This window comes from Acinetobacter sp. YH12227 (assembly GCF_013417785.1).
Lineage (GTDB): Bacteria > Pseudomonadota > Gammaproteobacteria > Pseudomonadales > Moraxellaceae > Acinetobacter > Acinetobacter gandensis.
In genome coordinates this window covers 24,517-45,642 of sequence record NZ_VPDH01000029.1, presented here as the reverse complement: position 1 = coordinate 45,642, position 21,126 = coordinate 24,517, and the positions used below count along the sequence as shown (strand labels likewise).

The following is a 21,126-nucleotide window of genomic DNA, read 5'->3' as shown; positions in this document are numbered from 1 at the left end:
AAAATCATTTGAATGATTTCTTCTTGGTCTACGTGCCATAAAATACTCCATATATTGATGTTTATAACATCATTTGAGGAGCAGAATATCACTTATAGGAGTTGTTCAAATTTACGGATCCATCTCTGAATAGGCCATTTGGTCGATCATTTGGCAAATATAAATGTAAGTATTCTTTTCAAATTGATGCAATAACGGAAAGATAATGGCGCGATTGTCAATTAAGTGTGACTGAATATTAAATGGCTCATCATTTTAGAAAGATTTAAACACGCTTGCGCCATTTAGCCTGCAAATAGGATTCGAAGGTATAGAACACAAGTATTGATGTGAGCATGTGAAGTCATTAGAGTGATGCTCATTGGTCTTTTACATTTTGTATGAGTGAGTTTGCTTTGAAATTAGTGTCCCCACATGGCGCGATTCCTGTTCATATTATTTCTGGTTTTTTAGGTGCGGGTAAAACCACGCTATTACAGCACTTGTTGGCACAGAAGCCCGAAGGGGAGACGTGGGCCGTTCTGATGAACGAGTTTGGACAAATTGGGGTTGATCAGGAATTATTGCCACAACAAGGTGGCTATGCAGTGAAAGAACTCTTAGGTGGTTGCTTGTGCTGTAGCAGCCAATTACCCATGCAAATTGCTTTATCTCGTTTACTCTCAGAAGAAAAACCAGATCGTCTCTTTATTGAACCAACAGGTCTTGGGCATCCAGCTCAGTTATTAGAACAACTGACAGAGCCGCATTGGTTGCCGCATTTAAGTATGCGTGCTTTAGTGACTGTGGTCGATGGTTCACGTTTGCACGATGCTGATTGGACCAAGCAGAACTTATATGCGGATCAATTGAAAGTCGCGCAAATTGTTTTCATCTCTCATGTTGATATGATGACGAATGCCGATGAGCATGCATTGGACGATTTGCAAAAGGCCTATGCACCTTATCTACAGCTGTGGTTAAAGCCTGAAAATGGCAAGATCGAATTTGCCGAGATAGATCACGTTTATGCAGGCAGCCCACGTAAAATACAGCCTTTACTGCGAATACAAAAACAGCAGACTCAAAGTACGCCAATTGAAATAAAACAATTGCCATATCACTATGTCGAGTCCGCACAAGGCTATAGTGTTGCGGGGTGGAAGCTCCCAAAAAGATGGACATTTGATTTCATGGAATTGCTCGATTTACTGTGTGAGCAGAAAAATTGGCTCCGAATTAAAGGTATTTTTCACACCAATCAAGGTTGGAAAACCTTTAACTTTAATCCAGAGCAATTTAATTATTTGTCGAGCGAAGAAGGTATCGATAATCGAGTCGAAGTCATTTATCAGGGTGAACGTGACTGGCAAGCGTTTGAAGATTTACTCATGCAATGTCGTATTGACGCAGAGAATTAAGTAAATCATGTCAGCAAAGACGCGCCAAATCTTATATGCTAGGCGCCAAATTTGAGGACTCTTGTATGGCGCTGAAAGCTACAATTTATAAAGCAGATTTGAACATTGCCAATATGGATGTACACCAATATGGTGACTATCAACTCACTATGGCATTACATCCATCTGAAACCATTGAGCGTTTGATGGTTCGTGTACTTGCATACGCACGTTATGCAAGTGAGGCGTTAGAATTTACCAAGGATTTGTTTGAAACTGATGAACCGGCTTTGTGGGAAAAAGATTTAACAGGTCAATTGGTCAAATGGATTGAAGTTGGCAGTCCTGACGAAGATAAAGTTAAGAAAGCTAGCGCACGTTGCCCACATGTTGCAGTCATTACGTATGGTTCTTCAGTTGCTGAATGGTACAAGCGTAGCAGCAAATTGAAAACGCTCAAAAACGTCGAAGTTTGGCAGTTGTCAGAAGCAACGACTGAAGCAATTCAAGCGCTGTGTGAACGTACCATGTCTTTGCAGTTAAATGTGATGGATGGTGAATGGACACTGATTGGTGACCATGCACAAGCTGTAATTGAATGGACGCAGTTGCAATAATTTTGATTGTTGATGTTTCAAAGAGGATGTAGATGTCATTTACATCCTTTTTTTATGCCGTAAATAAATTGAGCAGCCTATAAAAAAAATTTAACGATAATTTATACGGGCTACACACAGTCAAATTCAGAGGAGATTGTGAGCCCAGAGTCGAAACCAAGGGCACATCAATTCCAAACTGTTTTATAATATGCTTTTCGAAAAGTACTTATATTTAAGGTTGACGGCATGAGCGCAGAATTAGAGATTATCGATTTAGTGGTAGGTGAAGGTAAAGAAGCGGTAAAAGGTGCTTTGATTACTACTCATTATACGGGTTGGTTAGAAGATGGAACTAAATTCGATTCATCACTTGACCGTGGTAACTATTTTGAAACTGTGATTGGTACTGGCCGTGTAATTAAAGGCTGGGATCAAGGCATTATGGGTATGAAAGTTGGTGGTAAACGTAAATTAATCGTTCCTTCACATCTTGCTTATGGTGAACGTAAAATGGGGAATATTATTCCTGCGAACTCAAACCTTATTTTTGAAATTGAATTATATGACGTTAAAACACGTGATTAATTTAAGTTGACAAAGTTGATCATAAACATGGATGTAATGATCAATTAGATAAAATAGTATTTGGTGATTTCTATTTTTATGCGTAGATTAGAATAAATACTCGACGCTATGCACAGGATTTTGATACGTTGCTTTTTCATTTGCATCGCACCAGTCTGTTCTGGGCATTTACGCTTATATTATTAAGCCTCACCTTGGGGCTATCGCCTGCACAGGCGCAATATGAAACAGCACCAGAGTCTTTTTATTTAGAACATCAAAAAGATGTTAACTCGGTCACATTTACTGAAGATACCAGTACATTATTACATGGCCATTGGTTATTTTATCCCAATCAATTATTAACTGAATCAAGTTCAGTATTGATGGGTAAATCCGTGGTTTTACCTGCTTCATTTAAAGAATTAACAGGTGAAAATAAAGGCTTCGGTACGTTTACTGGCCATTTTAAAATCCCTAAAGTGTTTATTGGACGTCGTATAGCGATATTGATTCCTAACCAATATGGTGCTTATCGTGTGTACCTAAACGGCGACGTACTTGTGCGCTTAGGGGAAGTCAGTACAAGTGAAAGTGAACAAAAAACAGAAAATGCGCCACGAATCGCCTACTTTGTTGCACAAGATGAATATTTTACCTTAACCATCCAAGCCTCTAGCTTTAATACGCTGCATGGCGGTTTTGAAAATCCGATGCGGATTGGTTTAGCCCGAACGGTTAACCGTCAGTTCCAACAGCAAATGATGAGCATTGCGATGGTCTCGGGGGCAGTACTCGGTGTAGGACTGTTTACCATTTTGTTTTCGGTGTTTTCGGTGTTTTCGGTGTTTTCGGTGTTTTCAGTGTTTCGCGGTTTACGTGGACGTAATAGTCGCAGTAATTTCGTTTTTGGCTTATTTATTGTTTTTTTAGCCTTACATAATTTATTTTCAGCACCTTATGCCTATACGGTTTTTACCGATATTAATTGGTTGTGGGGCACACGCTTTGAGTATCTATTTACTTATCTCGCATCAATTTTCTTTTTAAGTTATATCCATTTACTTAGCCATCGCTACTTATTTAGTTTGAACTATCAAATTGCGATGCTGCTTTTGTCGCTCAATATTTCAGTGACTTTGGTTTCAGTTCCAGAAATTTTTCAGCCATTAGCGACCTATAGCTTTGCTTATGTTTTGCCAGTATTACTCAATTTTGCTTATGGCTTTTATCTAACCATAAAAAAGAAAGAACAATATTCACGATTAAATTTATTTGCAGTGATATTTCTATGTATTACCTTTTTGAATGACTTCTTATTCATGATGAATTTAATTGATTCGATGAATTTATCATTTATATCGACCAGCTTATATGCCTTACTCATTATGTTTCAGCAGTCACGACATTATGCACAGCAAACCTTAAACACAGAGCAGCTCAATAACAGGCTATTAGAACTAAATAGTTCATTAGACCAAAAAGTACGTGAACGTACAGCACAGTTAAATACTTTAAATGAGAAGCTTGAATTACAAGTGCGCATCGATGCACTTACTGGTGCTTATAACCGTCGTGCTTTAAATGCAGAAATTCAGTGTTTATTTAGCGAAATACGTTTTCATAGCCATCGTACCTTAACCTTTGCCATGTTAGATGTGGATTATTTTAAAAACTATAATGATCATTATGGGCATCTAAAAGGCGATACAGTTTTACAAAAACTGGTACAGATTATGCGCGACACATTGCCTGACTCTGCGTATATCGCTCGTTATGGGGGAGAGGAGTTTGCGATATTAATGAATGATGTGCCTTATGCCATAGCCAAAGAACAACTTGAAATGGTACTTGAGGCTGTTCGTCAGGAAAATATGCAACATATTAATCGAGGGGATGAAAAAACCTATGTCACTTTAAGTATGGGGATGGCCTGGATGGATCGTCAGCATGATTTTGATAATATTCATGAGTTGATGAAAGCAGCGGATACTTGTCTTTATGCCGCAAAACAAGCTGGTCGAGATCAGCTTCAACCTCAAGTAGATTCATCTGATAGAGCGTCTTTACACTAAAAAGAATAATTTGATAACGAGATAGGCTTTTTAATATCGCTTCGCATTAACATAATTGCTTGCTTAATTTTAAAGGTGTCGGTTCTTGCAATACGCCAAGAGTCGGTTCGAAACCATATTTTTGGTAAAAGGGCAGTGCAGTATGGGTACTTTGCAGATGAATTTCATTGATATTTTTTTGACGAAAGCATTTCATCATATTCATTAAAAGCGCAGTGCCAATACCTCGATTTTGGCATTCAGGGCAAATATAGTTGAGTAGTATTTCACCTTTATCGCTCACTAAAATAAAACCAACAACGCGGTCATGACTGATATATACCCAACTATCGTTATACAGCATCCATAACATGATGTTGGCATGATTGGCTTGTTCTAGCCATGTTTGAATAACGCTTTCATTTCGTTGATGGTCCTGGATACATGAACGAATACTGTTGTGAATGACCTGAATAATTTCAGGAATGTCCTGGATTTGTGCCTCTCGAATCATAAGGTTGTTCTTTTTATATAAACTTCAACAGCCTGACATTTCAGAAGATAATGCCCTTGGCTTAAATAGGCTTATTGTTGCTTTTTATGTCCTTATTGAAGCATTTGCCTATTTAGGTTTAAGTTTTATTTCAAAATTGTTGCAAAATTTACAAATGTATATTTATTTCTCTTTAATTTCTAATCGATTCCAATACTACGATTGATGATACAGAAATTGTATTTAATACAATTTTCTCAAATTTTTTTATTTATTGCCTTGTGTATATCGATGAATTGGTTAAGCATTGTAATAACTTGAAATAATATTTTGGTCTGAAAATGCAGTTTTTGCCAATTTGTTGGCAATTTTAGTGAAGTTTGCAGCATATTCTGCGTTATATTTAAAAATGAAAATATCTAAATACTGAGTGTTTAACTTCAGTGAGTTGAGATTATGGTCACTTTTTTAATATTTCTTTGTATCTTTATTGCCCTTTGCGGTATTGGGATTGTCGCTAAAAAAATCTATAAAACAGAGCGCTATCGTCAAGGTTACACACGATATCAAGCTCCTAAACGCTCTAAAAGTACGTCTAAAATTTCGGTTTCAGAAGTAATGCGTGAAGTGGATGAAACGGTAGAAGTGGACGAATATGAACAACAATTGTTTGATGATATTGCAGCACTTTTTTTTCAACAAAAATATGTTTTAGATTCGCAAGCCGCAGCGGAACAATTACAGGCTGATTTTTTAAGAAAAATGCCAGTCAATTGTAAAACACAAATTCGTCAGCTTGATCTGGGCGAATGGTCAATTTATTGGAACTTTTATAATCAATCGCTTGAATATTATTTAGGGCGCTATGGCGAGTTTTATACTCATGTGGATCGTTTTGGTGAAGAACATAAGCTTGAATATAAAGTTCAAGAAACTGCCAGTTGAGCTAAAATCCGTTCCAATACCAAATCTAAGTAGCTTGAATCTTGCTTCAATCGTGCCATTAAAATTGCGCCTTCATAGTCAGCCAAACTGATTTTGGCCAGTTTTTGGGCTGTGGCTTCATCTAAATAAAACTTAAAAAAAGCTTCAAAGGCATTTTGCCAATCGTGGAAAATGAGCTGTAACTTTGTCACCAAGTCAGTACTGAGTAGATGACGTTCTGTACTTAGAATTCCCACCAAACATCCCATTTCACCGTAGCTGAAAAATTCAACAGCTCGTTGATGCGCCATGGTGAATTGTTGCTGTGGTTGAGCGGTTTTTTGGGTTAAAGTATTAAAGATTTGTTCATTTAAATGCAGATGGGTCATGTTTAAAATATCCATGAGCAGGGCATCTTTACTTGGATAATCATAATAAAAAGCTGCTTTGGATACGTCACATGCTTCCGCAAGTTTTCCCATACTGCATGCGGTATAGCCATAGCTTTTAAAACATTGTGCTGAGCGAATCAGCACTTGTTCAGTAGAGGACTTACGCGGTCTCATGCAGATACTCCCGCATTGTAATAAGCAGCATCGTGACTAGGTTTCATCTGCAATATAGCGATCAAACGTCATTAAGACCTCATCCCAAATGGGCTCAGCACCTTGTCGAAAATAGCCCATATGTCCAATGCTTTTAAGCCCATAATTTTGTGCTTCAATATTTTGATAGTGCATAGGTGCTTGACGGTAATGTTGCATAAAGGCATGACGTGAGTTTGGAAGTGCCCAATCATCATCTAATGCGGCAACTGCATATATAGGGGTTTTGACTTGCGCATATAGGGTTTTTAATTCGGGCTGATCAGGGTCAGCAAAAAAATAAGTTGGATTTTTACACCATCTACGCCACTGCTTATAAACATCGACAGGTAAGTCTGCACCCATATTGAGTTTACTCCAAGGGAGATAGCCTTTAACTGCGACCATGGGTGGGAAAACGATGTTCCACATTACATGCACTTTCATCTTCTCTTTAAAAGGCATATATCCATGCCAACCTGCACCTGTGCCAAAACAGTACATGGCACTGACGCGTTGGTGGTTTGAGGTGAGTCCTAGAGCTTGTCCACCATAGGAATGTCCTACTACAAAAGTTTTAAGTCCAGCATGTTGCACAAACTCAATTGCACCTGAAAGATCAAATTTGCCCCAATCTAGATAGGACATTTCAAAGCCCTTCAAATGTTGAGGTGCAGATTGTCCAATGCCACGATAGTCAAAGGTCAGCACTTGATAACCGAGCGCGGCTGCATATTCAGCAAAACGACGGTAAAATTGTTGTGGCACACCTGTAGCACTCGACACCACGATTTGTGCTTTGATTTGGAGGGCTGGTGTGTATTGAATCCCTGCAAGTGTGTAGCCATCTGTTGCTGAAAACTGAACGTGTTGACTGGTGCTTTTTTGAATGCTGCTAAGTTGGGCTGTGGACATCATTTTCTTCATTCTCTTATTTTTATGATCAATATGGCTTGAAACTATTAAGGTACTATTCACCTTTAAAGTCGGCACTTCTACGTTCCAGCATGGCGAGTACACCTTCTTGCACATCATGGGTATGGAGTAAGGGCTGTAAGTGTTGATTTAACTGTTTAAAGGCCGTATCAGTTCCCTGTGTAACGGCTTGTTGAGCAGATGCTAAAGTTGCTTGCACTGCGAGTGGTGCTGCTTGAGCGATGGCCTGGGCTAGAACTAAAGCACGTTCTAAACTCGATTGTTCAGTTAGTTCGGTTACTAAATTCATGTCATAAGCGGTTTGTGCGTCGAAACTATCACCTGTGAGTAGATAACGCATGGCTTTATTCCAGCCGGCAGCTTGTACAAAACGGACTGTCGCGCCACCAAAAGGCAGAATGCCACGTTGAACTTCCATTTGTGCGAATTGGGTATTTTTATGGGCGACAACCACGTCAGCATTCAACATCAATTCGATTCCAGCCGTAAAGCAAAAGCCTTGAACAGCGACCACTACGGGTTTTTTACGTTGTCTTGATGTTGTTCCCCAAGGGTTGATTTGCGTCTCAGGAAAATCAAACACACCAGTGCTGAGCTTGGGTTGTAGTTCGACTAAGTCGAGACCAGCAGTGAAATGATCGCCATGTGCAAAAATCACAGCACAGCGAAGTTCTGCTTGGTCTTCGTATTCTGTGAGGGCTAAGGACAAGTCTTGAATCATATGACTATCGAAAGCATTTCTTTTATTTACTCGGTCTAAACCAATGAGAAAAAGATGACCACGTACTTCACGACTAACACGCCCCTGTAGTTCTGACATTTTGATTATTCCTTATTCGTTTTATATGTTTTTAAACGATTGTTAGAAAACTGTCAAAACTCTAGCGTTCATATTTGAAAAATTTCAAAATTCAGGTTTAAGGTGTAAAAATCGTAGAACATACGCTATTCAGCATTGGTGAAATTTTGCGGATTTTACTTGCCTTTGACACGGTTTTTTTCATAATAGCAGCAGCTTATTCAGGGCAGCTTTTAGCATGTCAAACTTAGAAATTTTTGCGGTGATTATTAGTATTATTGGTGTTAGCTTGACTATTAAGCGAAATATGCTGTGCTGGTGGTTTAATTTTGCTGCATTCTTGCTATATGCCTATCTGTTCTATACCTATAAGTTGTATGGCGAAACTATTTTGCAGTTTTTCTTTGTTGTAGTGAATTTTTATGGCTTTTACCATTGGTTAAAAGGTAAGCAGCAAGACCATGATATTCGAATAGAGCCTATTGCGACAAAACTGGTCATTATGCAAATGGCAATGGCAGCCGTGGCTGGGTTAATTTTTGGTCTAAGTTTAAAGTATTTTACCGATGCAGCAGTGCCTTTATTAGATGCTCAACTGGCGGCATTTAGTTTATTGGCGACCTATTGGACCAGTCGTAAGCATATTGCGACGTGGGTGCTCTGGGTATTTGTCGATATCGTGTATGTTGGCATGTTTATCTATAAAGATTTATTTTTAACCGCAGGCTTGTATGCTGCCTTTGTTGGACTTGCCGCATTTGGTTGGTGGCAATGGACACAAGTCAAAAACAAACAACAACAGCATGCTATCACTGGGCTTTGATGGGTAGAATCAGTAAGTTTTTAATCTATTCATTATTCGTAGAAGATGTCGTTACAAAGAAAAGGCTTTGGAAAATATTCTGTTGTGATAACTGAGGGAAATAACCCATGATCATTGATTTTTATCATGAACAATGCCTGCGGTTTGACCAACAGGTAGAAAAATTCATGCGTGATCCTATGCATTATTTTCAGTTTGAGCAAATTGCAGATGTATATGCAGCAGAGTGGCTCAACCAATTTCCCAAAGGGACACATTGTCAAGTCAGTGGCTTAGATGATGGGACTGAGGAGTATTGTATTTACGTCAGTTTTCGGGAACAGAGCTTGATGATTGATTATGCTCAACACATCAAACTGGTACATCACGATCGTTTTGGTCATGAACACCGGCTCGGCTAATGTCCCATTGTGTAGAGGAAATACACAGCATAGACATGCACAAACACCTTAATATAAGAAGAATAAAGATGACAGAACTTTTCATACTTGATTTAAAAAGTTTCCAGCAGCAGCGTTTTAATCATATCTGTTTTCAGTTGTTTCATCATTATGGTGAGCATTGTACATCGATGCAGCCTGATGGATTATTGAATGCTGGGCTGCTCAATCAATTACCCAAACAAGCCAGTTTTGATATAGGTGGCTTGGATTTTGGTCATTGGTATGCGAAGTTGTCCTATGCAGGTATGTATCTCAATATTGATGCAGCTTGGTGTTTTGAAATGGAGTATAAGGACTTAGAGGGGCAAGTTTTTGTCTCTAAAATTTAAATATTTTGATTTCATCTTTAAGATTGGCAAATTGGAGAGCGCTTCTTATTTTTCAGTCAATGACAGTCACTTTTGTTTTCGATTAAATCCATATATTCTCGATTTTCGCTTTGGATGTAAGCGAAATAAAACAATAAAACCAAAATTATTTTTAAGGATTATGCGAATGGCGCATCAATTTACAGTGAATGCCACAATTCATGGTGTCTCTTTAGAGGATTTTAAAAGACTAGCAGCAGACACCCGTTTACATGAGGCAGTTTGTAGACGAATTCCTGGAGAAAATTTAGAAATACTTGAATCTAAAAAAGTGGGTGACATCTATACGCTTAAACGTGAATACAGTTTAGACGTAAATATTCCAGATATTGCGAAAAAATTTTTAAAAGATGCTTTTCGTTTACAGCGCACAGACATCAGTGATTTGGCTGCTTTAACGTCTGATGTAATTTTAGATCCAAATTTACCTTTGGCTGCAAGTTGTAAACGCCGTGTTTCCGGTGATGCAACACAAGTAAGTTTTAACTTAGATTGGACAGTCAAAGTAAAAGTTCCTTTGATTGGTGGGATGTTAGAGAAACATGCTGAAGGCGAAATTCGTCGCTTTAGTCAGCTTGAAATTGAAATTGTAGAAGACGAATTACGTAAAATCTTTAAGAGTGAACAGCGTTTTGATTAAAAAAAGCGGCATGTATGCCGCTTTTTTATGCGCTAAAATTTAAGCTTTTTCAAATTTGTTGCGATACAGCATGGCCGTGAAGAACGTCACTACACACACTGTCCAGACATAATATAAAGCACCGATGTTGCTATATAGGCTGAGCCATTGGACTAAAGGAAGCGTAATACCCCCAGCAATAGCGTATGCAAGGTTGTAGGAAAACGAAATACCAGAGAAACGAATTTGGGCTGGGAACATTTTAACCATGCTGTAAGACACCATACCGACAGTGCCAGACGCTAAACCTAAAAGCATATACAGTATGAATATCGTAGAAGCTGCAACATGACCTAAGCTGTTGTAAAAGACGCCAGCAATAATCGCAACGAGTAATGATCCAAACAACATCACTTTTCCTGCACCGAAGCGGTCAGCCAATAAGCCTGCCAAGATACAGCCGAGCATCTGCATGACAATTGCAGCACTTTGCATTTTAAAGGCATCGGCACGTTCAAAACCAAAAGCACCCGTCAGCAAATTTGGCATAGCGAGAATCAACACCACCACACAGCCCGTCAAGAACCAAGTAAACAACATACCAATCACAACACCAGTTTTATGTTGTTGCAATACTTGTTTTACAGGTAGTTCTTTCGCCAATTGCTTTTTTTCTTGCATGGCTTTGAACACAGGCGTTTCTTTTAAATAACTACGTAAATACAATGCGACCAAACCGAAAATCCCGCCGACAATGAAGGGAATTCGCCACGCCCAATCATGTATTTCAGTTTCACTAAATTTTAAAGAAATGAACAGTGACATTAAGGCGCCCAATAAGATGCCCAGTGACAGTCCTGCGGTCAGTAAGCCATTGGCAATACCAATTTTACCTTCAGGTACATGTTCTGATACAAAAGTCCACGCAGCAGGAATTTCTCCACCAATAGCAATGCCTTGAATAACGCGCATGAGTAACAGTAGTAGAGGTGCAGCATAACCTATCGTTTCAAAGGTTGGCATAATGCCGATCATTAATGTTGGAAGTGCCATAAGTAAAATGGACAAACTAAACAAACGCTTACGTCCAACCAGATCACCAAAGTGTGCCATGACGACACCACCCAAAGGGCGGAAAAAATAGCCCGCCGCAAAAATCCCATAAGTATTTAGCATGGCCCAAAATGGACTTAAGCCCGTGGGGAAAAATAACTCAGAAATGATTTTGGCGTAAAACACATAGATGACAAAATCATAGAACTCTAATGCGCCACCGAGTGAGGATAGTCCAAGTGTGCGTTTATCTTGTGGGGTGAGACGAGTCTGTGCTTCCATGCAAAAAAATCCAGTAGCAAATATGCAGTTTTATGATTTTAGTGATTTGTATTTTTGATGAATAATCAAACTTTTTTGAATGATAACAAACTAATTTTTATGACAATTATATTATGTCGAATTTTTAATACCTATGAACAATTCCAAAACTTAGAAGTGTGTATTTTAAGGGCTTAACTGCCACTGTACTTGATTTCGCCCATACCTTTTGGACTGATAAAGTAACAAATCTGCATGCTGAATTGATTCATGAATTTGTGCATAGTCTTGAAAAAAGCTGATACCAAAACTGATTGTTATCTTTATTTTTTGATTTTGAATATTCATGACTGACTGTTCAATGTGATGACGCATACGCTCCACCACTAATAGCGCTGTATCACGGTCAATGTCATGTAACAGGATTAAAAACTCTTCGCCACCAATACGAGAAATTTCATCTTGTTTACGTAAAGATTTTCTTAAAATATCTGCAACTTTCTTGAGGGCTATGTCACCAATTTTGTGCCCATAGTTATCATTAATGTGTTTGAAATGGTCGATATCACAGACAATAACAGCATGCTGAGAAGGGGATGAACGTTGTTGTCGCTGTTGAATTTTTTCTTGAAAAGCCCTTCGATTAAGCAAGCCAGTTAAAGGGTCAATACGGCTTTCACGTTTTAATTTTTGATAAATATCTTGAATAGCACAGCTAATAAGTAAGGCTGCAAGTGCAATACTTAAGACTAAAATTAATAACTGCAATGTAGCGAATAACATATTGTTCGCTAAAATTTCATTGCTCGGTTCAAGGACAAACATTAAATCACCGATGCGAAATATCACCACAAAAATAAGCAGGACGACTGAAACGCGAAGCAAGCGGTCAAGACGATGCTTAAGCTGTGCCTTATACAATGCAGGTAAATTATGAGTAAATAAGGCAATAGGCACGATGGCCAGCATACTTAGGCGATAGCTATATTGCTCATCAATTATTGAAAAATAAAAAGTGATTGACATGCCGATCGCAATGATCAGCAGCATAAACAACCACGAAATTTTTACTTTTAAGCGTAGGCTGACAGCTTGCACAAACAAAGCCACACTAAAAAAAAGCAGACCACTAATAATTGTAGAGATCCGTGGAATTTCTGTGGGCTGAATAATGCTATACATTAACAATGCTGTTCCTGCGAGCGCAGTAGAATAGCCATAACGCACCAAATAATCGGGGATGTGCTTTATGAAAGGCATAATGCTAATCACGAATCCCATAGTGATCATAAATAATGGGGTAACCAGACTAAAAGCATTCAGCTGAGGAACAAGCATAAAAAATAGTATAAAAATACAGCAATAATCAAAAGTAATCTTAGCACTAAATCCTATGTTACAGTTTGTAACTGATCGGAAATTTGAAGAAAAATTTTCATAACAAAGATTGATAAAATCAATGATAAAACTGAATTAAGTGAAACTTCAAAAAATATTAATTTTTTTAAAAACAAATATTTAGAGCCTTTACTTTAGATTGAGTAAAAATAGAATTTTCATCTTAAAATTGTCCATTTTGGCGGATTGATTCGAGTAATTCTGCCCGTACTTCAAGCTGTGTTCGCATGTCTAATTCAAGCTGTAAATTACCACGTAAAGCCTCGGGTTGACGGTGTACATATCTTTGTAAATCACCTAAGACTTGATGCTCTCCTGCTTGATATTGAAACAGTTGATGTAACCACAAAGCATCTTGATACTCATTTGAATCTTGATGGAGCTGAGCCAATGCATCTTGATTCAGTTTGACAACTTCACGGTAACATTGCTGAATATCGTTGGGCGTAGCTTTAAGAATTTCCTGCACTAAACATTGTTGACTGTATGTTATTGCTGATGGTTTCAATTGAAACAAATTTCGGTTCACCTCTAAGGCATCTTGAAAGCGACCCAACTGCATCAATATTTGTGATTTTAAATGTAGAACGGAATAATCTTCGCTAATTTGTGGAATATCCAGCAGTAAAGCATTCAGGTCTTGTTGTAGCTGTAAATGGTCGTGATGTTTGAGATAGTCGTTCCAAGTTCTTTCATAACGTTGCAATAAATCTGCAGCTTGAGACGAAAGGACCTGTTCACTTTTAGACTGAGCAACATGTTCATTTTGGGGCGTAGGTTTACAGGCACTTAATATGAATACAGAGCACAGGATCAGTACAGTAATTTGAACGAATTGCATCATTGGACGTCCATGTTAGATGACGGTGTATCGCTTTTTATTATGATTAAGTTTTTACTTCTGTCGATGAATTTTTGAAGTTACATGTGCCTGAGAATTTTCAGATAACCGATGTACTTTTGAATAAATAAGCATAGCTCTACCAGCTATAATCGCTAAGATGTGATTCAGCGAAAGACAAAAGATTAAAGGAAACTAACATGTCGCAGATTATGGCAGTTGCACAACTAGGTGAAGCAATACTTGGCATTCGTGCGAGTGAAATACAAATTCATGAGTTGGAAAGTAATTGGCTTCAGCATTTAACGGCAAGCATGCAAGCGACCATGTTAGAACGTAATGGTGTCGGTATCGCAGCACCTCAGGTCTATGTTTCTAAACGCGTGATTATTGTGGCCTCTCGACCGAATGTACGTTATCCAGATGCACCAGAAATGCAGCCAATTATCATGATGAATCCTGTAATTACTAAGCGTTCAGAGCAAACGATTTTAGGTGAGGAAGGCTGTTTGAGTGTGCCGGATACGCGGGGGCAAGTGGCACGTGCTGAGAAAATTACCGTGCAATATTTAAACTTACAGGGACAGCCTGTTGAAATTCATCTAGAAGGTTTTCCAGCACGAATTGTACAGCATGAAGTCGATCATTTAGACGGTATCTTATTTACTGAACGACTTTAAGTAGATGTGATGGTTTTACGAATATTGTGTAAGCAAAATATGCAGCACTATTTTGAAAAAAGTTGACCTGAACAGATGACTGTAAAGTTTACTTTTTAAGCCAATTTTAGGGCTGCTTTGAAACTGAGGCATAGTGAGCATTTAACAGCGATAGATTAAAAATAACTCAAATTTTTCATTATTTTACATGTAACAAATCATTTTGGTCATTTCTTTTTATACGCATTTATGGGTATAACTAAGCGCATAATAAAATCAGAAAACAGTACAAAAAATGGGGAAGTATCTTGGATATGGCATCTACAAAAAAATGTGGGTGTATTGGGATAAGCTCAAACATTATCTATTTGAATCAGATAATTTAATTATTAACTGGTCGGATTATGATAAAGGCCGGCTGCTGCTTATTTTTGGCATTTTGGCACAGTTTAGTGTGCTGCGTTGGTCTGTGGCCAATTTTTACTATTCAGAAAATGTCATTTGGTTTGATCCAGCTGCATTAAAAATGCGGATTCTTATTGGGTCATTGGTTTTGAGCATGTTTGCCTTGCTGGCAGCACTGAGTTTTTGGTTTAAAAAGAATAAGCCTTTTCGTACCTTTTTTAGTTATTTCGCCCCCGTATTGTTTGGCTTCGGCATGATTTATGGCGGTTATATGGTGGGTATTTATAGTCCAGCTACCATGGCGGGCACAGTGAATTTACTATTGGTCGGATTGGTCTTTTATCGCCCTATTATTATGTTGGTGATTATGTTCCCAATTACGATTTTTATTGGTGTAATCTGTTATTTAACGGCACAAAATCGTTTGGACTATGCGCCGATATTTAGTCCTTTACTCAACCAATCCAGTTTTTACGATAATTCCTTTTGGCTACTCAGTATGGCGGAGCTGTATTTACCGATCTTGCTGGTCAGTGCTTTGTTTTTTCAAATCTTACTGATGCAATGGCGTCATCGGGAACAAAAAATTGAAGCTTTAAGTCGTGTCGATGGACTGACCAATGTCTATAACCGCCGCTTTGTCAGTCATGAATTGCATCAACTTACCCATGAATACGAACAAGAATTTGCAGTCGTGTTATTGGATATGGATTATTTTAAACAAATCAATGATCAATATGGGCATGAAGCGGGCGATTTGGTATTAAAAAGGATTGCGCAGATACTCAATGACAGTACCCGTAAGCAAGATGTGGTTGGGCGCTTTGGCGGTGAAGAGTTTATTTTAATTTTAAAAGATCAAAATTTAGAACAAGCCATTGAGGTTGCTGAACGTTGCCGTCGTGCCATTTTTGATGAAGACATTATTTTAACCAATCAACATTGTTTAAAAATAACAGCTAGCTTTGGTGTCGCGACTGCTGTTGAGGGGACATCACCTGAATTAGTCACTCGACTCGCCGATCAAGCACTGTATTTAGCCAAGCAACAAGGGCGGAACCAGGTACGTCATTTTCATGAGCTAACATCAACTGACATGAGCTAACTTAAGCTAAATTTAGACTCCATGAATCGTGTTTAAGCTTTGGGTGAGATGAGCCATGCAAACAATTCAATTTCATTTGGCTGCAAACCAATTGCAGTTTGATACAACCGAGCAGCAATGTGTCTTTCAAATCGGTTTAAAACAGTTGATGGAAAAAAGTATTCGCCGTGCTCATTTTGATGATTTAGCGATTGAATATCTCATCTATGCAATTGAAGAAATATTAGAACAATTAAAACTGGAGCATCGTGTTGAACGTATTGGTATAAGCCAAGATGCTGAATTAAAAACCTTAAGTCATGTGTTTTTTGACGATAGTCAGATAATTGATCGTATCGCGCTAGAAGCAGCTTTTAATCAAATGGTTGAGCGCAAAGAATATTATCTAAACCTGTTAGCACAAGATGCTTTTATCTTATTGATCTATTTCGTATTCATTCGCGAGATGATGCATCATTTAAATATTGTTTATATTGAGTTAGGTACCAAGGCTTTATAGAAATATTGTAAGTTTGAATCAAGCCTGAGCCTGAATTTGGTATAAAAAAAAGTACATCCGAACTTATAACAGACATAGGCAAAAGAATGAAAACACCCGTGCCAGATTATCTTCAGCATGTTTTAGCTGCATGCGATCAAAACCATAAAGGTGCACTTGCCGATTATATTCCAGAGCTTGCACAGGCTGACCCAAACAAATTGGCATTGGCACTTTCTACGGTAGATGGCACGATTTACTCAACAGGAGATGATGAGGTTGAATTTACCATTCAATCGATGTCTAAACCTTTTGCTTATGCCTTGGCGATACGTCATCAAGGTTTGGATGTGGTATTTAAAAAAGTCGGGGTTGAACCCTCCGGCGAAGCCTTTAACCAAATTGCCTTAGATAAAAATACCAATCTGCCCAAGAATCCGATGATAAATTCGGGCGCAATCACGACGCATGCTTTACTCCCGCATCAAGATGGCATTTCACGTGCAGAAAAGCTTCGTCAGTTTTTAAGTGAGTTGGCAGGGCGTGAGCTGAGTTTTGATGACGCAGTGTATGCGTCTGAAGTAAAGACCGCATTTCGTAATATGTCGATTGGCTACATGTTACGTACTGTCGGTGCTTTGGATGAAGACCCTGAACAGATTGTGCATGGTTATATTCAACAATGTGCGATAAAAGTCACGGTGAAAGATTTAGCGAAAATGACCAGTGTATTGGCCAATGGCGGAGTACAGGCTGCAACAGGCAAGCGGATATTGTCCCGTGCTGTGGTTCGGCAAGTACTGAGTGTAATGATGACGTGTGGCATGTACGATGCCGCAGGTGACTGGCTGAGCACAGTTGGCATACCTGCAAAAAGTGGCGTAGCAGGAGGCATCATGGGTGTGCTACCGGGGCAGGTAGGTATTGCGGTATTTAGCCCAAAACTCGATGAACACGGCAATAGTGTACGTGGCGTGGAAATTTTTGAACGATTGTCTAAAGATATGGGGCTGCACCTGATGGAGGGGACGCCTAGCGCTCAGACTATTGTACAAAGACGTTATACCTGTGGCGTTGATAACCAAGTTGTGGTGTATGAGCTGCGTGGTGTGCTGCAATTTACGGAGTCTGAAATGTTATTGCGCATACTGCAAAATGAAGCTGTCGAACCGACTCAAATTGTCCTTGATCTCACTAATATTTCTTTGATCCATGATGTCGGTGAACGTATGTTATTTGAAGGTGTAGATCGCTTGATTGCAGATGGTCATGACGTTGTCGTGATTGACTCTGAGCAAATCTTACAACAAGGCCGAAGCCATGCAGGACATGATGTTGTACGCCATGAGGAATTAGAACAATACTTACAACATTTTGCTTAAGTGATTTTTTTTTAATTATCCAATCGATGCTGCATGAACGACACGACACACATTATGTAGCACTGCTTGGGAGGCTGTGTTTTCAGCTATAATGATATTTTCGCTGTACGTTTTCATGTATGTCTTTTGAGTTAAAAACCACGCCTCACACTGTGCTAGAAGTCTCACCACAGCATCAGAAGCTGAATCGTTTAATTGATGAGATTGAACAGCAGAAACAGTTATTGCTTGCATGGCAACATGCCCAAGATGACATTCGTGCCTATAGTCAAAAGGCGCTGATGCCTGCGTATCGTGAGTTATATAGCACTTTGTATGAACAGATGAAGACACTTTGGAATGGTCTAAGTAGTTATAGTTTCACGAAATCAAATACAGCATTGGTGGAAGATAAAATCCAAACTTTAGCACGGTTACTACAAGGTTCACATTTGCTGAGTCAAAAGCAGTTAGATGAAGTGGAAAAAATGCATGTCTATTATCAGCAGGCAGATGAATACAGCAAGAAAAAAAACAAGAAGAAAAATATAGACACTTTTGATGAGCCTGAAACTGAAACAGTCCAAGCCGATGATGTATTTGAAGATTGGAATAATGATCAATACCAACAAGCACGTGAGCAAGCCAAGTTAAAACGTCAGCAAGAAAAACAAGCGCAAGCTGAAAAGATGGTGAATCAATCACTCAAAACTGTGTATCTCAAGATTGCTTCCATCATTCACCCTGATCGTGAGCCCGATGAAGCTAAAAAAGAGGAAAAGACCGAGCTTTTACAACGTGCCAATGAAGCATACGAACAGGAAGATTTATTCTTTTTACTGAAACTTCAGCTTGAAGTTGAGCAAAGTAAAAACGGTTCAAACAAAGGCTTAAGCACAGAACAATTCAAGTTTTACCAACAGGCGTTAGAAGCACAAAGCCAGTCCTTAAAACAGCAGATGCAGGAATTGATTAACTCGCTTGTATGGTCAAATAAAGCCAAAATTGCGGTGCAAAAGTCCAAAGGGCAACTCAATATTGAGCAGTTGTATAAACAGATTGATGCGGATGTGTCGAACGTGAAGCATCAGTTAAAAGCGGAGAAGCAACGGCTGAGTTTTATGGGGAAAGAGAGTGGGCTAGGGATGTTGTTGGAGCATGGGGTTTTGTAAAGAATATAGTTTTTTTGAACTAAGCAAAAAGTTTGTATGCTATTCATTATGCTAAAATATTACAGAAATTAAGATTAGCGTTGAAGTCAGTGAATGAGCAATTTAGATTTAAGCATTTATCAAACAAGTGAAAAATTATCGGCACAACAAAAAAAGTTTAATCGGTTGCTTGAAAAAATTGAGCAATTACAAATGGTATTGGCGGACTGGCAACAAACGCAAAAACAAGTTCAAGAGGATGCAAGAGATGAGCTATTACCTGTATATCGTCAGTGGCACCACGTTTTGTTCGCTCAATTAGAGACGCTTTGGCAATATAAAAATACGCATAAAATCGCAAAAACATATTTAGTGCGTTTAGATGAAAAAATTTCAATTTTAGCGAGTCAGCTGCTTAATAATCTGAATCTTTCTGAACAACAACATGAGTTGACGCTTATCATTGCTCAACATTATGAGCTGATAGAAGAAAGTGCTGATGCTGAAGAAGTCAGCTCTCATGTAAATGATCATTCGCATCAAGCGCATGATGCTGATGAAATGATGCAAAAACAAGCCATAAAAGAAATGATAGCAGACCAAATCGGGGTACCCGTAGCTTGGCTTGACTTTGATTTGGATCTCAATAATCTCGACGCGTTTATGGAAAAAGTAAAAGATAAATTAGATCGAGAAGAAGCAAATTTTATTCAAAATCAGCTTAATGAAGATGAGCGTGATGAATATCAAAAGTTTGCTGAAAAGGAAAAAAAGAAAATTTTAAAGAAGCAAACACAGCTTGAAGAAGCGAAAAAAATGGCAGGGCAATCTCTAAAAAGCATTTATTCAAAAATTGCTGCCTTAATTCACCCTGATCGAGAGCAAGATGAACAAAAGCGCATTGAAAAAACCGAATTATTACAGCAAGCAAATGCTGCATTAGAGGAAAAAGATTTGCTTACTCTTTTGAAATTGCGTGTTTTTACAGCGCAAGGTGATCAGGAACAGGCAACAAAAATCGCGAATGAGCATTTGAAATCTTATAATTTATTGTTGGAAGAGCAAGTAGAGAAATTGCAATTTGAAATAGATGATATTATTTATTCATTTGATTGGATTGGCTCTGGTTTTTACAAACAGCGTTTTAAACCTGTTGATTTGATAAAAAAATATCAACGCGATTTAGCAGATATTCAAGCAAAACTGTTAAGAGATGAAAAGCGTTTAAATGATTATAAGGATTTTGATTACTTAAAAATTTTACTGAAAAGCAGAGCATTTAGTTGGTCATTTGAGTAATTTTTAGCATTGATTGTCATTCAGAGCATCGTCATTTTGACGATGCTTTTTTATGCACTTTAACCCGCTGATTATTCGCCTTCGCCAAATCCATGCGTCACACTGCCACCGATGCAGAACACCTGATGTGGCAAATTCTACGTGCCAAGCGATTTATGAATCTTAAATTTCGCCGTCAGCATGTGATCAAACCTTATATTGTGGATTTTACTGCCATGAAATTGGTTTGGTGATTGAGTTGGATGGGTGTCAGCATGGAACTGGTGATACGATTGATTATGATGCTGAACGCACCAAGTTTTTAGAGGCTTTGGGTTTAACTGTTGTGCGGTATTGGAATCATGATGTGTTGAGTAGGGCTGATGTGGTGTTGGAAGATTTGTTGAATGTATGTTGTGAATTGCGAAATACCTCTCCCTTGCGCAGCAGTGCTGCTCATCTCCTAAGAGGAGAGGGAACTCCATTGTGACACTCATACAGGAATTAAATCAAATGACGCTCCCTCTCCCAATGGGAGAGGGTTGGGGTGA

At 38.6% G+C, this 21,126-nt stretch carries 22 protein-coding genes and 1 pseudogene; 16 read left to right on the top strand and 7 right to left on the bottom strand.

What is annotated here, in order from left to right; all coding sequences use genetic code 11:
• Positions 1-380 precede the first annotated feature (380 nt).
• The 4 genes from FTV09_RS08245 to FTV09_RS08230 all read left to right on the top strand — a co-directional run bounded on the left by FTV09_RS08245 (position 381) and on the right by FTV09_RS08230 (position 4,617).
• On the top strand, positions 381-1,400 hold the full coding sequence (locus tag FTV09_RS08245; protein ID WP_373685047.1) for a GTP-binding protein: 1,020 nt from the start codon (positions 381-383) through the stop codon (positions 1,398-1,400).
• A gap of 65 nt (positions 1,401-1,465) precedes the next feature.
• Entirely contained in the window at positions 1,466-1,996 is a 531-nt protein-coding gene (locus FTV09_RS08240) for a YaeQ family protein (RefSeq protein ID WP_067764480.1), read from the top strand.
• 228 nt (positions 1,997-2,224) lie between these two features.
• Positions 2,225-2,563, top strand: a complete 339-nt coding sequence (locus FTV09_RS08235) for an FKBP-type peptidyl-prolyl cis-trans isomerase (RefSeq protein WP_004981094.1) — start codon at positions 2,225-2,227, stop codon at positions 2,561-2,563.
• Between the two features lie 128 nt (positions 2,564-2,691).
• Positions 2,692-4,617, top strand: a complete 1,926-nt coding sequence (locus tag FTV09_RS08230; RefSeq protein WP_180057918.1) for a diguanylate cyclase — start codon at positions 2,692-2,694, stop codon at positions 4,615-4,617.
• A 46-nt stretch (positions 4,618-4,663) separates the two neighbouring features.
• Here the strand turns inward: FTV09_RS08230 and FTV09_RS08225 are convergent, their stop codons facing one another.
• The gene (locus tag FTV09_RS08225; protein WP_180057911.1) at positions 4,664-5,110 is read right to left on the bottom strand and encodes a GNAT family N-acetyltransferase; all 447 of its coding nucleotides are present in this window, start codon (positions 5,108-5,110) and stop codon (positions 4,664-4,666) included.
• Positions 5,111-5,545: 435 nt separating this feature from the next.
• On the opposite strand from FTV09_RS08225, the gene FTV09_RS08220 reads away from it, so the two are divergent.
• Positions 5,546-6,034, top strand: a complete 489-nt coding sequence (locus FTV09_RS08220; RefSeq protein ID WP_180057909.1) for a hypothetical protein — start codon at positions 5,546-5,548, stop codon at positions 6,032-6,034.
• Here FTV09_RS08220 and FTV09_RS08215 read toward each other — a convergent pair.
• Genes FTV09_RS08215 through FTV09_RS08205 form a run of 3 tightly spaced genes read right to left on the bottom strand, consistent with a single transcriptional unit; the run spans position 6,016 to position 8,353 of the window.
• A complete protein-coding gene (locus FTV09_RS08215) occupies positions 6,016-6,579 on the bottom strand; it encodes a TetR/AcrR family transcriptional regulator (protein ID WP_180057907.1) in 564 nt (187 codons plus the stop codon). The two genes, FTV09_RS08220 and FTV09_RS08215, sit on opposite strands and share 19 nt — an antisense overlap.
• Positions 6,580-6,615: 36 nt before the next feature.
• The gene (locus FTV09_RS08210) at positions 6,616-7,515 is read right to left on the bottom strand and encodes an alpha/beta fold hydrolase (protein ID WP_180057905.1); all 900 of its coding nucleotides are present in this window, start codon (positions 7,513-7,515) and stop codon (positions 6,616-6,618) included.
• 52 nt (positions 7,516-7,567) lie between these two features.
• A complete protein-coding gene (locus FTV09_RS08205; protein ID WP_180057903.1) occupies positions 7,568-8,353 on the bottom strand; it encodes a crotonase/enoyl-CoA hydratase family protein in 786 nt (261 codons plus the stop codon).
• Positions 8,354-8,570: 217 nt separating this feature from the next.
• Between FTV09_RS08205 and pnuC the strand changes: the two genes are divergently transcribed.
• The 4 genes from pnuC to FTV09_RS08185 all read left to right on the top strand — a co-directional run bounded on the left by pnuC (position 8,571) and on the right by FTV09_RS08185 (position 10,606).
• Positions 8,571-9,155 (top strand): nicotinamide riboside transporter PnuC, encoded by a 585-nt coding sequence (gene pnuC / locus FTV09_RS08200; protein WP_180057901.1) that lies wholly within the window; start codon positions 8,571-8,573, stop codon positions 9,153-9,155.
• Between the two features lie 107 nt (positions 9,156-9,262).
• A complete protein-coding gene (locus FTV09_RS08195) occupies positions 9,263-9,556 on the top strand; it encodes a hypothetical protein (protein WP_180057899.1) in 294 nt (97 codons plus the stop codon).
• Between the two features lie 68 nt (positions 9,557-9,624).
• Positions 9,625-9,927 carry a hypothetical protein gene (locus FTV09_RS08190; protein ID WP_067764451.1) on the top strand — a complete coding sequence of 101 codons (303 nt, stop codon included), beginning with the start codon at positions 9,625-9,627 and terminating at the stop codon, positions 9,925-9,927.
• A gap of 166 nt (positions 9,928-10,093) precedes the next feature.
• The gene (locus FTV09_RS08185) at positions 10,094-10,606 is read left to right on the top strand and encodes a DUF2505 family protein (RefSeq protein ID WP_067764448.1); all 513 of its coding nucleotides are present in this window, start codon (positions 10,094-10,096) and stop codon (positions 10,604-10,606) included.
• A gap of 39 nt (positions 10,607-10,645) precedes the next feature.
• Here the strand turns inward: FTV09_RS08185 and FTV09_RS08180 are convergent, their stop codons facing one another.
• The 3 genes from FTV09_RS08180 to FTV09_RS08170 all read right to left on the bottom strand — a co-directional run bounded on the left by FTV09_RS08180 (position 10,646) and on the right by FTV09_RS08170 (position 14,141).
• The gene (locus FTV09_RS08180; protein ID WP_180057897.1) at positions 10,646-11,920 is read right to left on the bottom strand and encodes an MFS transporter; all 1,275 of its coding nucleotides are present in this window, start codon (positions 11,918-11,920) and stop codon (positions 10,646-10,648) included.
• A gap of 165 nt (positions 11,921-12,085) precedes the next feature.
• Positions 12,086-13,159, bottom strand: coding sequence for a GGDEF domain-containing protein (locus FTV09_RS08175; protein WP_180057895.1), 1,074 nt, complete (start codon positions 13,157-13,159; stop codon positions 12,086-12,088).
• Between the two features lie 301 nt (positions 13,160-13,460).
• Entirely contained in the window at positions 13,461-14,141 is a 681-nt protein-coding gene (locus FTV09_RS08170; RefSeq protein WP_180057889.1) for a hypothetical protein, read from the bottom strand.
• A 197-nt stretch (positions 14,142-14,338) separates the two neighbouring features.
• On the opposite strand from FTV09_RS08170, the gene def reads away from it, so the two are divergent.
• The 7 genes and pseudogenes from def (at position 14,339) to FTV09_RS08135 (ending at position 21,065) form a co-directional block, all read left to right on the top strand.
• Entirely contained in the window at positions 14,339-14,818 is a 480-nt protein-coding gene (gene def, locus FTV09_RS08165; RefSeq protein ID WP_180057887.1) for a peptide deformylase, read from the top strand.
• Positions 14,819-15,092: 274 nt separating this feature from the next.
• Entirely contained in the window at positions 15,093-16,307 is a 1,215-nt protein-coding gene (locus FTV09_RS08160) for a GGDEF domain-containing protein (RefSeq protein ID WP_081410305.1), read from the top strand.
• Positions 16,308-16,362: 55 nt separating this feature from the next.
• Positions 16,363-16,806: a hypothetical protein gene (locus FTV09_RS08155; RefSeq protein ID WP_180057885.1), complete on the top strand. Its 444-nt coding sequence runs from the start codon at positions 16,363-16,365 to the stop codon at positions 16,804-16,806.
• An 86-nt stretch (positions 16,807-16,892) separates the two neighbouring features.
• Positions 16,893-18,167 carry a glutaminase gene (locus FTV09_RS08150; RefSeq protein WP_180057883.1) on the top strand — a complete coding sequence of 425 codons (1,275 nt, stop codon included), beginning with the start codon at positions 16,893-16,895 and terminating at the stop codon, positions 18,165-18,167.
• Between the two features lie 119 nt (positions 18,168-18,286).
• Positions 18,287-19,318: a molecular chaperone DnaJ gene (locus FTV09_RS08145; protein ID WP_180057881.1), complete on the top strand. Its 1,032-nt coding sequence runs from the start codon at positions 18,287-18,289 to the stop codon at positions 19,316-19,318.
• A 93-nt stretch (positions 19,319-19,411) separates the two neighbouring features.
• Complete coding sequence (locus tag FTV09_RS08140; protein WP_180057879.1) at positions 19,412-20,596, top strand: molecular chaperone DnaJ; 1,185 nt, start codon at positions 19,412-19,414, stop codon at positions 20,594-20,596.
• 125 nt (positions 20,597-20,721) lie between these two features.
• Positions 20,722-21,065, top strand: a pseudogene (locus FTV09_RS08135) (endonuclease domain-containing protein).
• Positions 21,066-21,126 lie beyond the last annotated feature (61 nt).

Bases quoted from the DNA above. Each gene is read 5' to 3' on its own strand.
- FTV09_RS08180 (WP_180057897.1), bottom strand. From the start codon at position 11,920: ATGGAAGCACAGACTCGTCTCACCCCACAAGATAAACGCACACTTGGA.
- FTV09_RS08160 (WP_081410305.1), top strand. From the start codon at position 15,093: ATGGGGAAGTATCTTGGATATGGCATCTACAAAAAAATGTGGGTGTAT.
- FTV09_RS08210 (WP_180057905.1), bottom strand. From the start codon at position 7,515: ATGATGTCCACAGCCCAACTTAGCAGCATTCAAAAAAGCACCAGTCAA.
- FTV09_RS08205 (WP_180057903.1), bottom strand. From the start codon at position 8,353: ATGTCAGAACTACAGGGGCGTGTTAGTCGTGAAGTACGTGGTCATCTT.
- FTV09_RS08195 (WP_180057899.1), top strand. From the start codon at position 9,263: ATGATCATTGATTTTTATCATGAACAATGCCTGCGGTTTGACCAACAG.
- FTV09_RS08185 (WP_067764448.1), top strand. From the start codon at position 10,094: ATGGCGCATCAATTTACAGTGAATGCCACAATTCATGGTGTCTCTTTA.
- FTV09_RS08215 (WP_180057907.1), bottom strand. From the start codon at position 6,579: ATGAGACCGCGTAAGTCCTCTACTGAACAAGTGCTGATTCGCTCAGCA.
- FTV09_RS08170 (WP_180057889.1), bottom strand. From the start codon at position 14,141: ATGATGCAATTCGTTCAAATTACTGTACTGATCCTGTGCTCTGTATTC.
- FTV09_RS08240 (WP_067764480.1), top strand. From the start codon at position 1,466: ATGGCGCTGAAAGCTACAATTTATAAAGCAGATTTGAACATTGCCAAT.
- FTV09_RS08140 (WP_180057879.1), top strand. From the start codon at position 19,412: ATGAGCAATTTAGATTTAAGCATTTATCAAACAAGTGAAAAATTATCG.
- FTV09_RS08220 (WP_180057909.1), top strand. From the start codon at position 5,546: ATGGTCACTTTTTTAATATTTCTTTGTATCTTTATTGCCCTTTGCGGT.
- FTV09_RS08155 (WP_180057885.1), top strand. From the start codon at position 16,363: ATGCAAACAATTCAATTTCATTTGGCTGCAAACCAATTGCAGTTTGAT.
- pnuC (WP_180057901.1), top strand. From the start codon at position 8,571: ATGTCAAACTTAGAAATTTTTGCGGTGATTATTAGTATTATTGGTGTT.
- FTV09_RS08150 (WP_180057883.1), top strand. From the start codon at position 16,893: ATGAAAACACCCGTGCCAGATTATCTTCAGCATGTTTTAGCTGCATGC.
- FTV09_RS08225 (WP_180057911.1), bottom strand. From the start codon at position 5,110: ATGATTCGAGAGGCACAAATCCAGGACATTCCTGAAATTATTCAGGTC.
- FTV09_RS08145 (WP_180057881.1), top strand. From the start codon at position 18,287: ATGTCTTTTGAGTTAAAAACCACGCCTCACACTGTGCTAGAAGTCTCA.
- FTV09_RS08245 (WP_373685047.1), top strand. From the start codon at position 381: ATGAGTGAGTTTGCTTTGAAATTAGTGTCCCCACATGGCGCGATTCCT.
- FTV09_RS08175 (WP_180057895.1), bottom strand. From the start codon at position 13,159: ATGCCTTTCATAAAGCACATCCCCGATTATTTGGTGCGTTATGGCTAT.
- FTV09_RS08235 (WP_004981094.1), top strand. From the start codon at position 2,225: ATGAGCGCAGAATTAGAGATTATCGATTTAGTGGTAGGTGAAGGTAAA.
- FTV09_RS08190 (WP_067764451.1), top strand. From the start codon at position 9,625: ATGACAGAACTTTTCATACTTGATTTAAAAAGTTTCCAGCAGCAGCGT.
- def (WP_180057887.1), top strand. From the start codon at position 14,339: ATGTCGCAGATTATGGCAGTTGCACAACTAGGTGAAGCAATACTTGGC.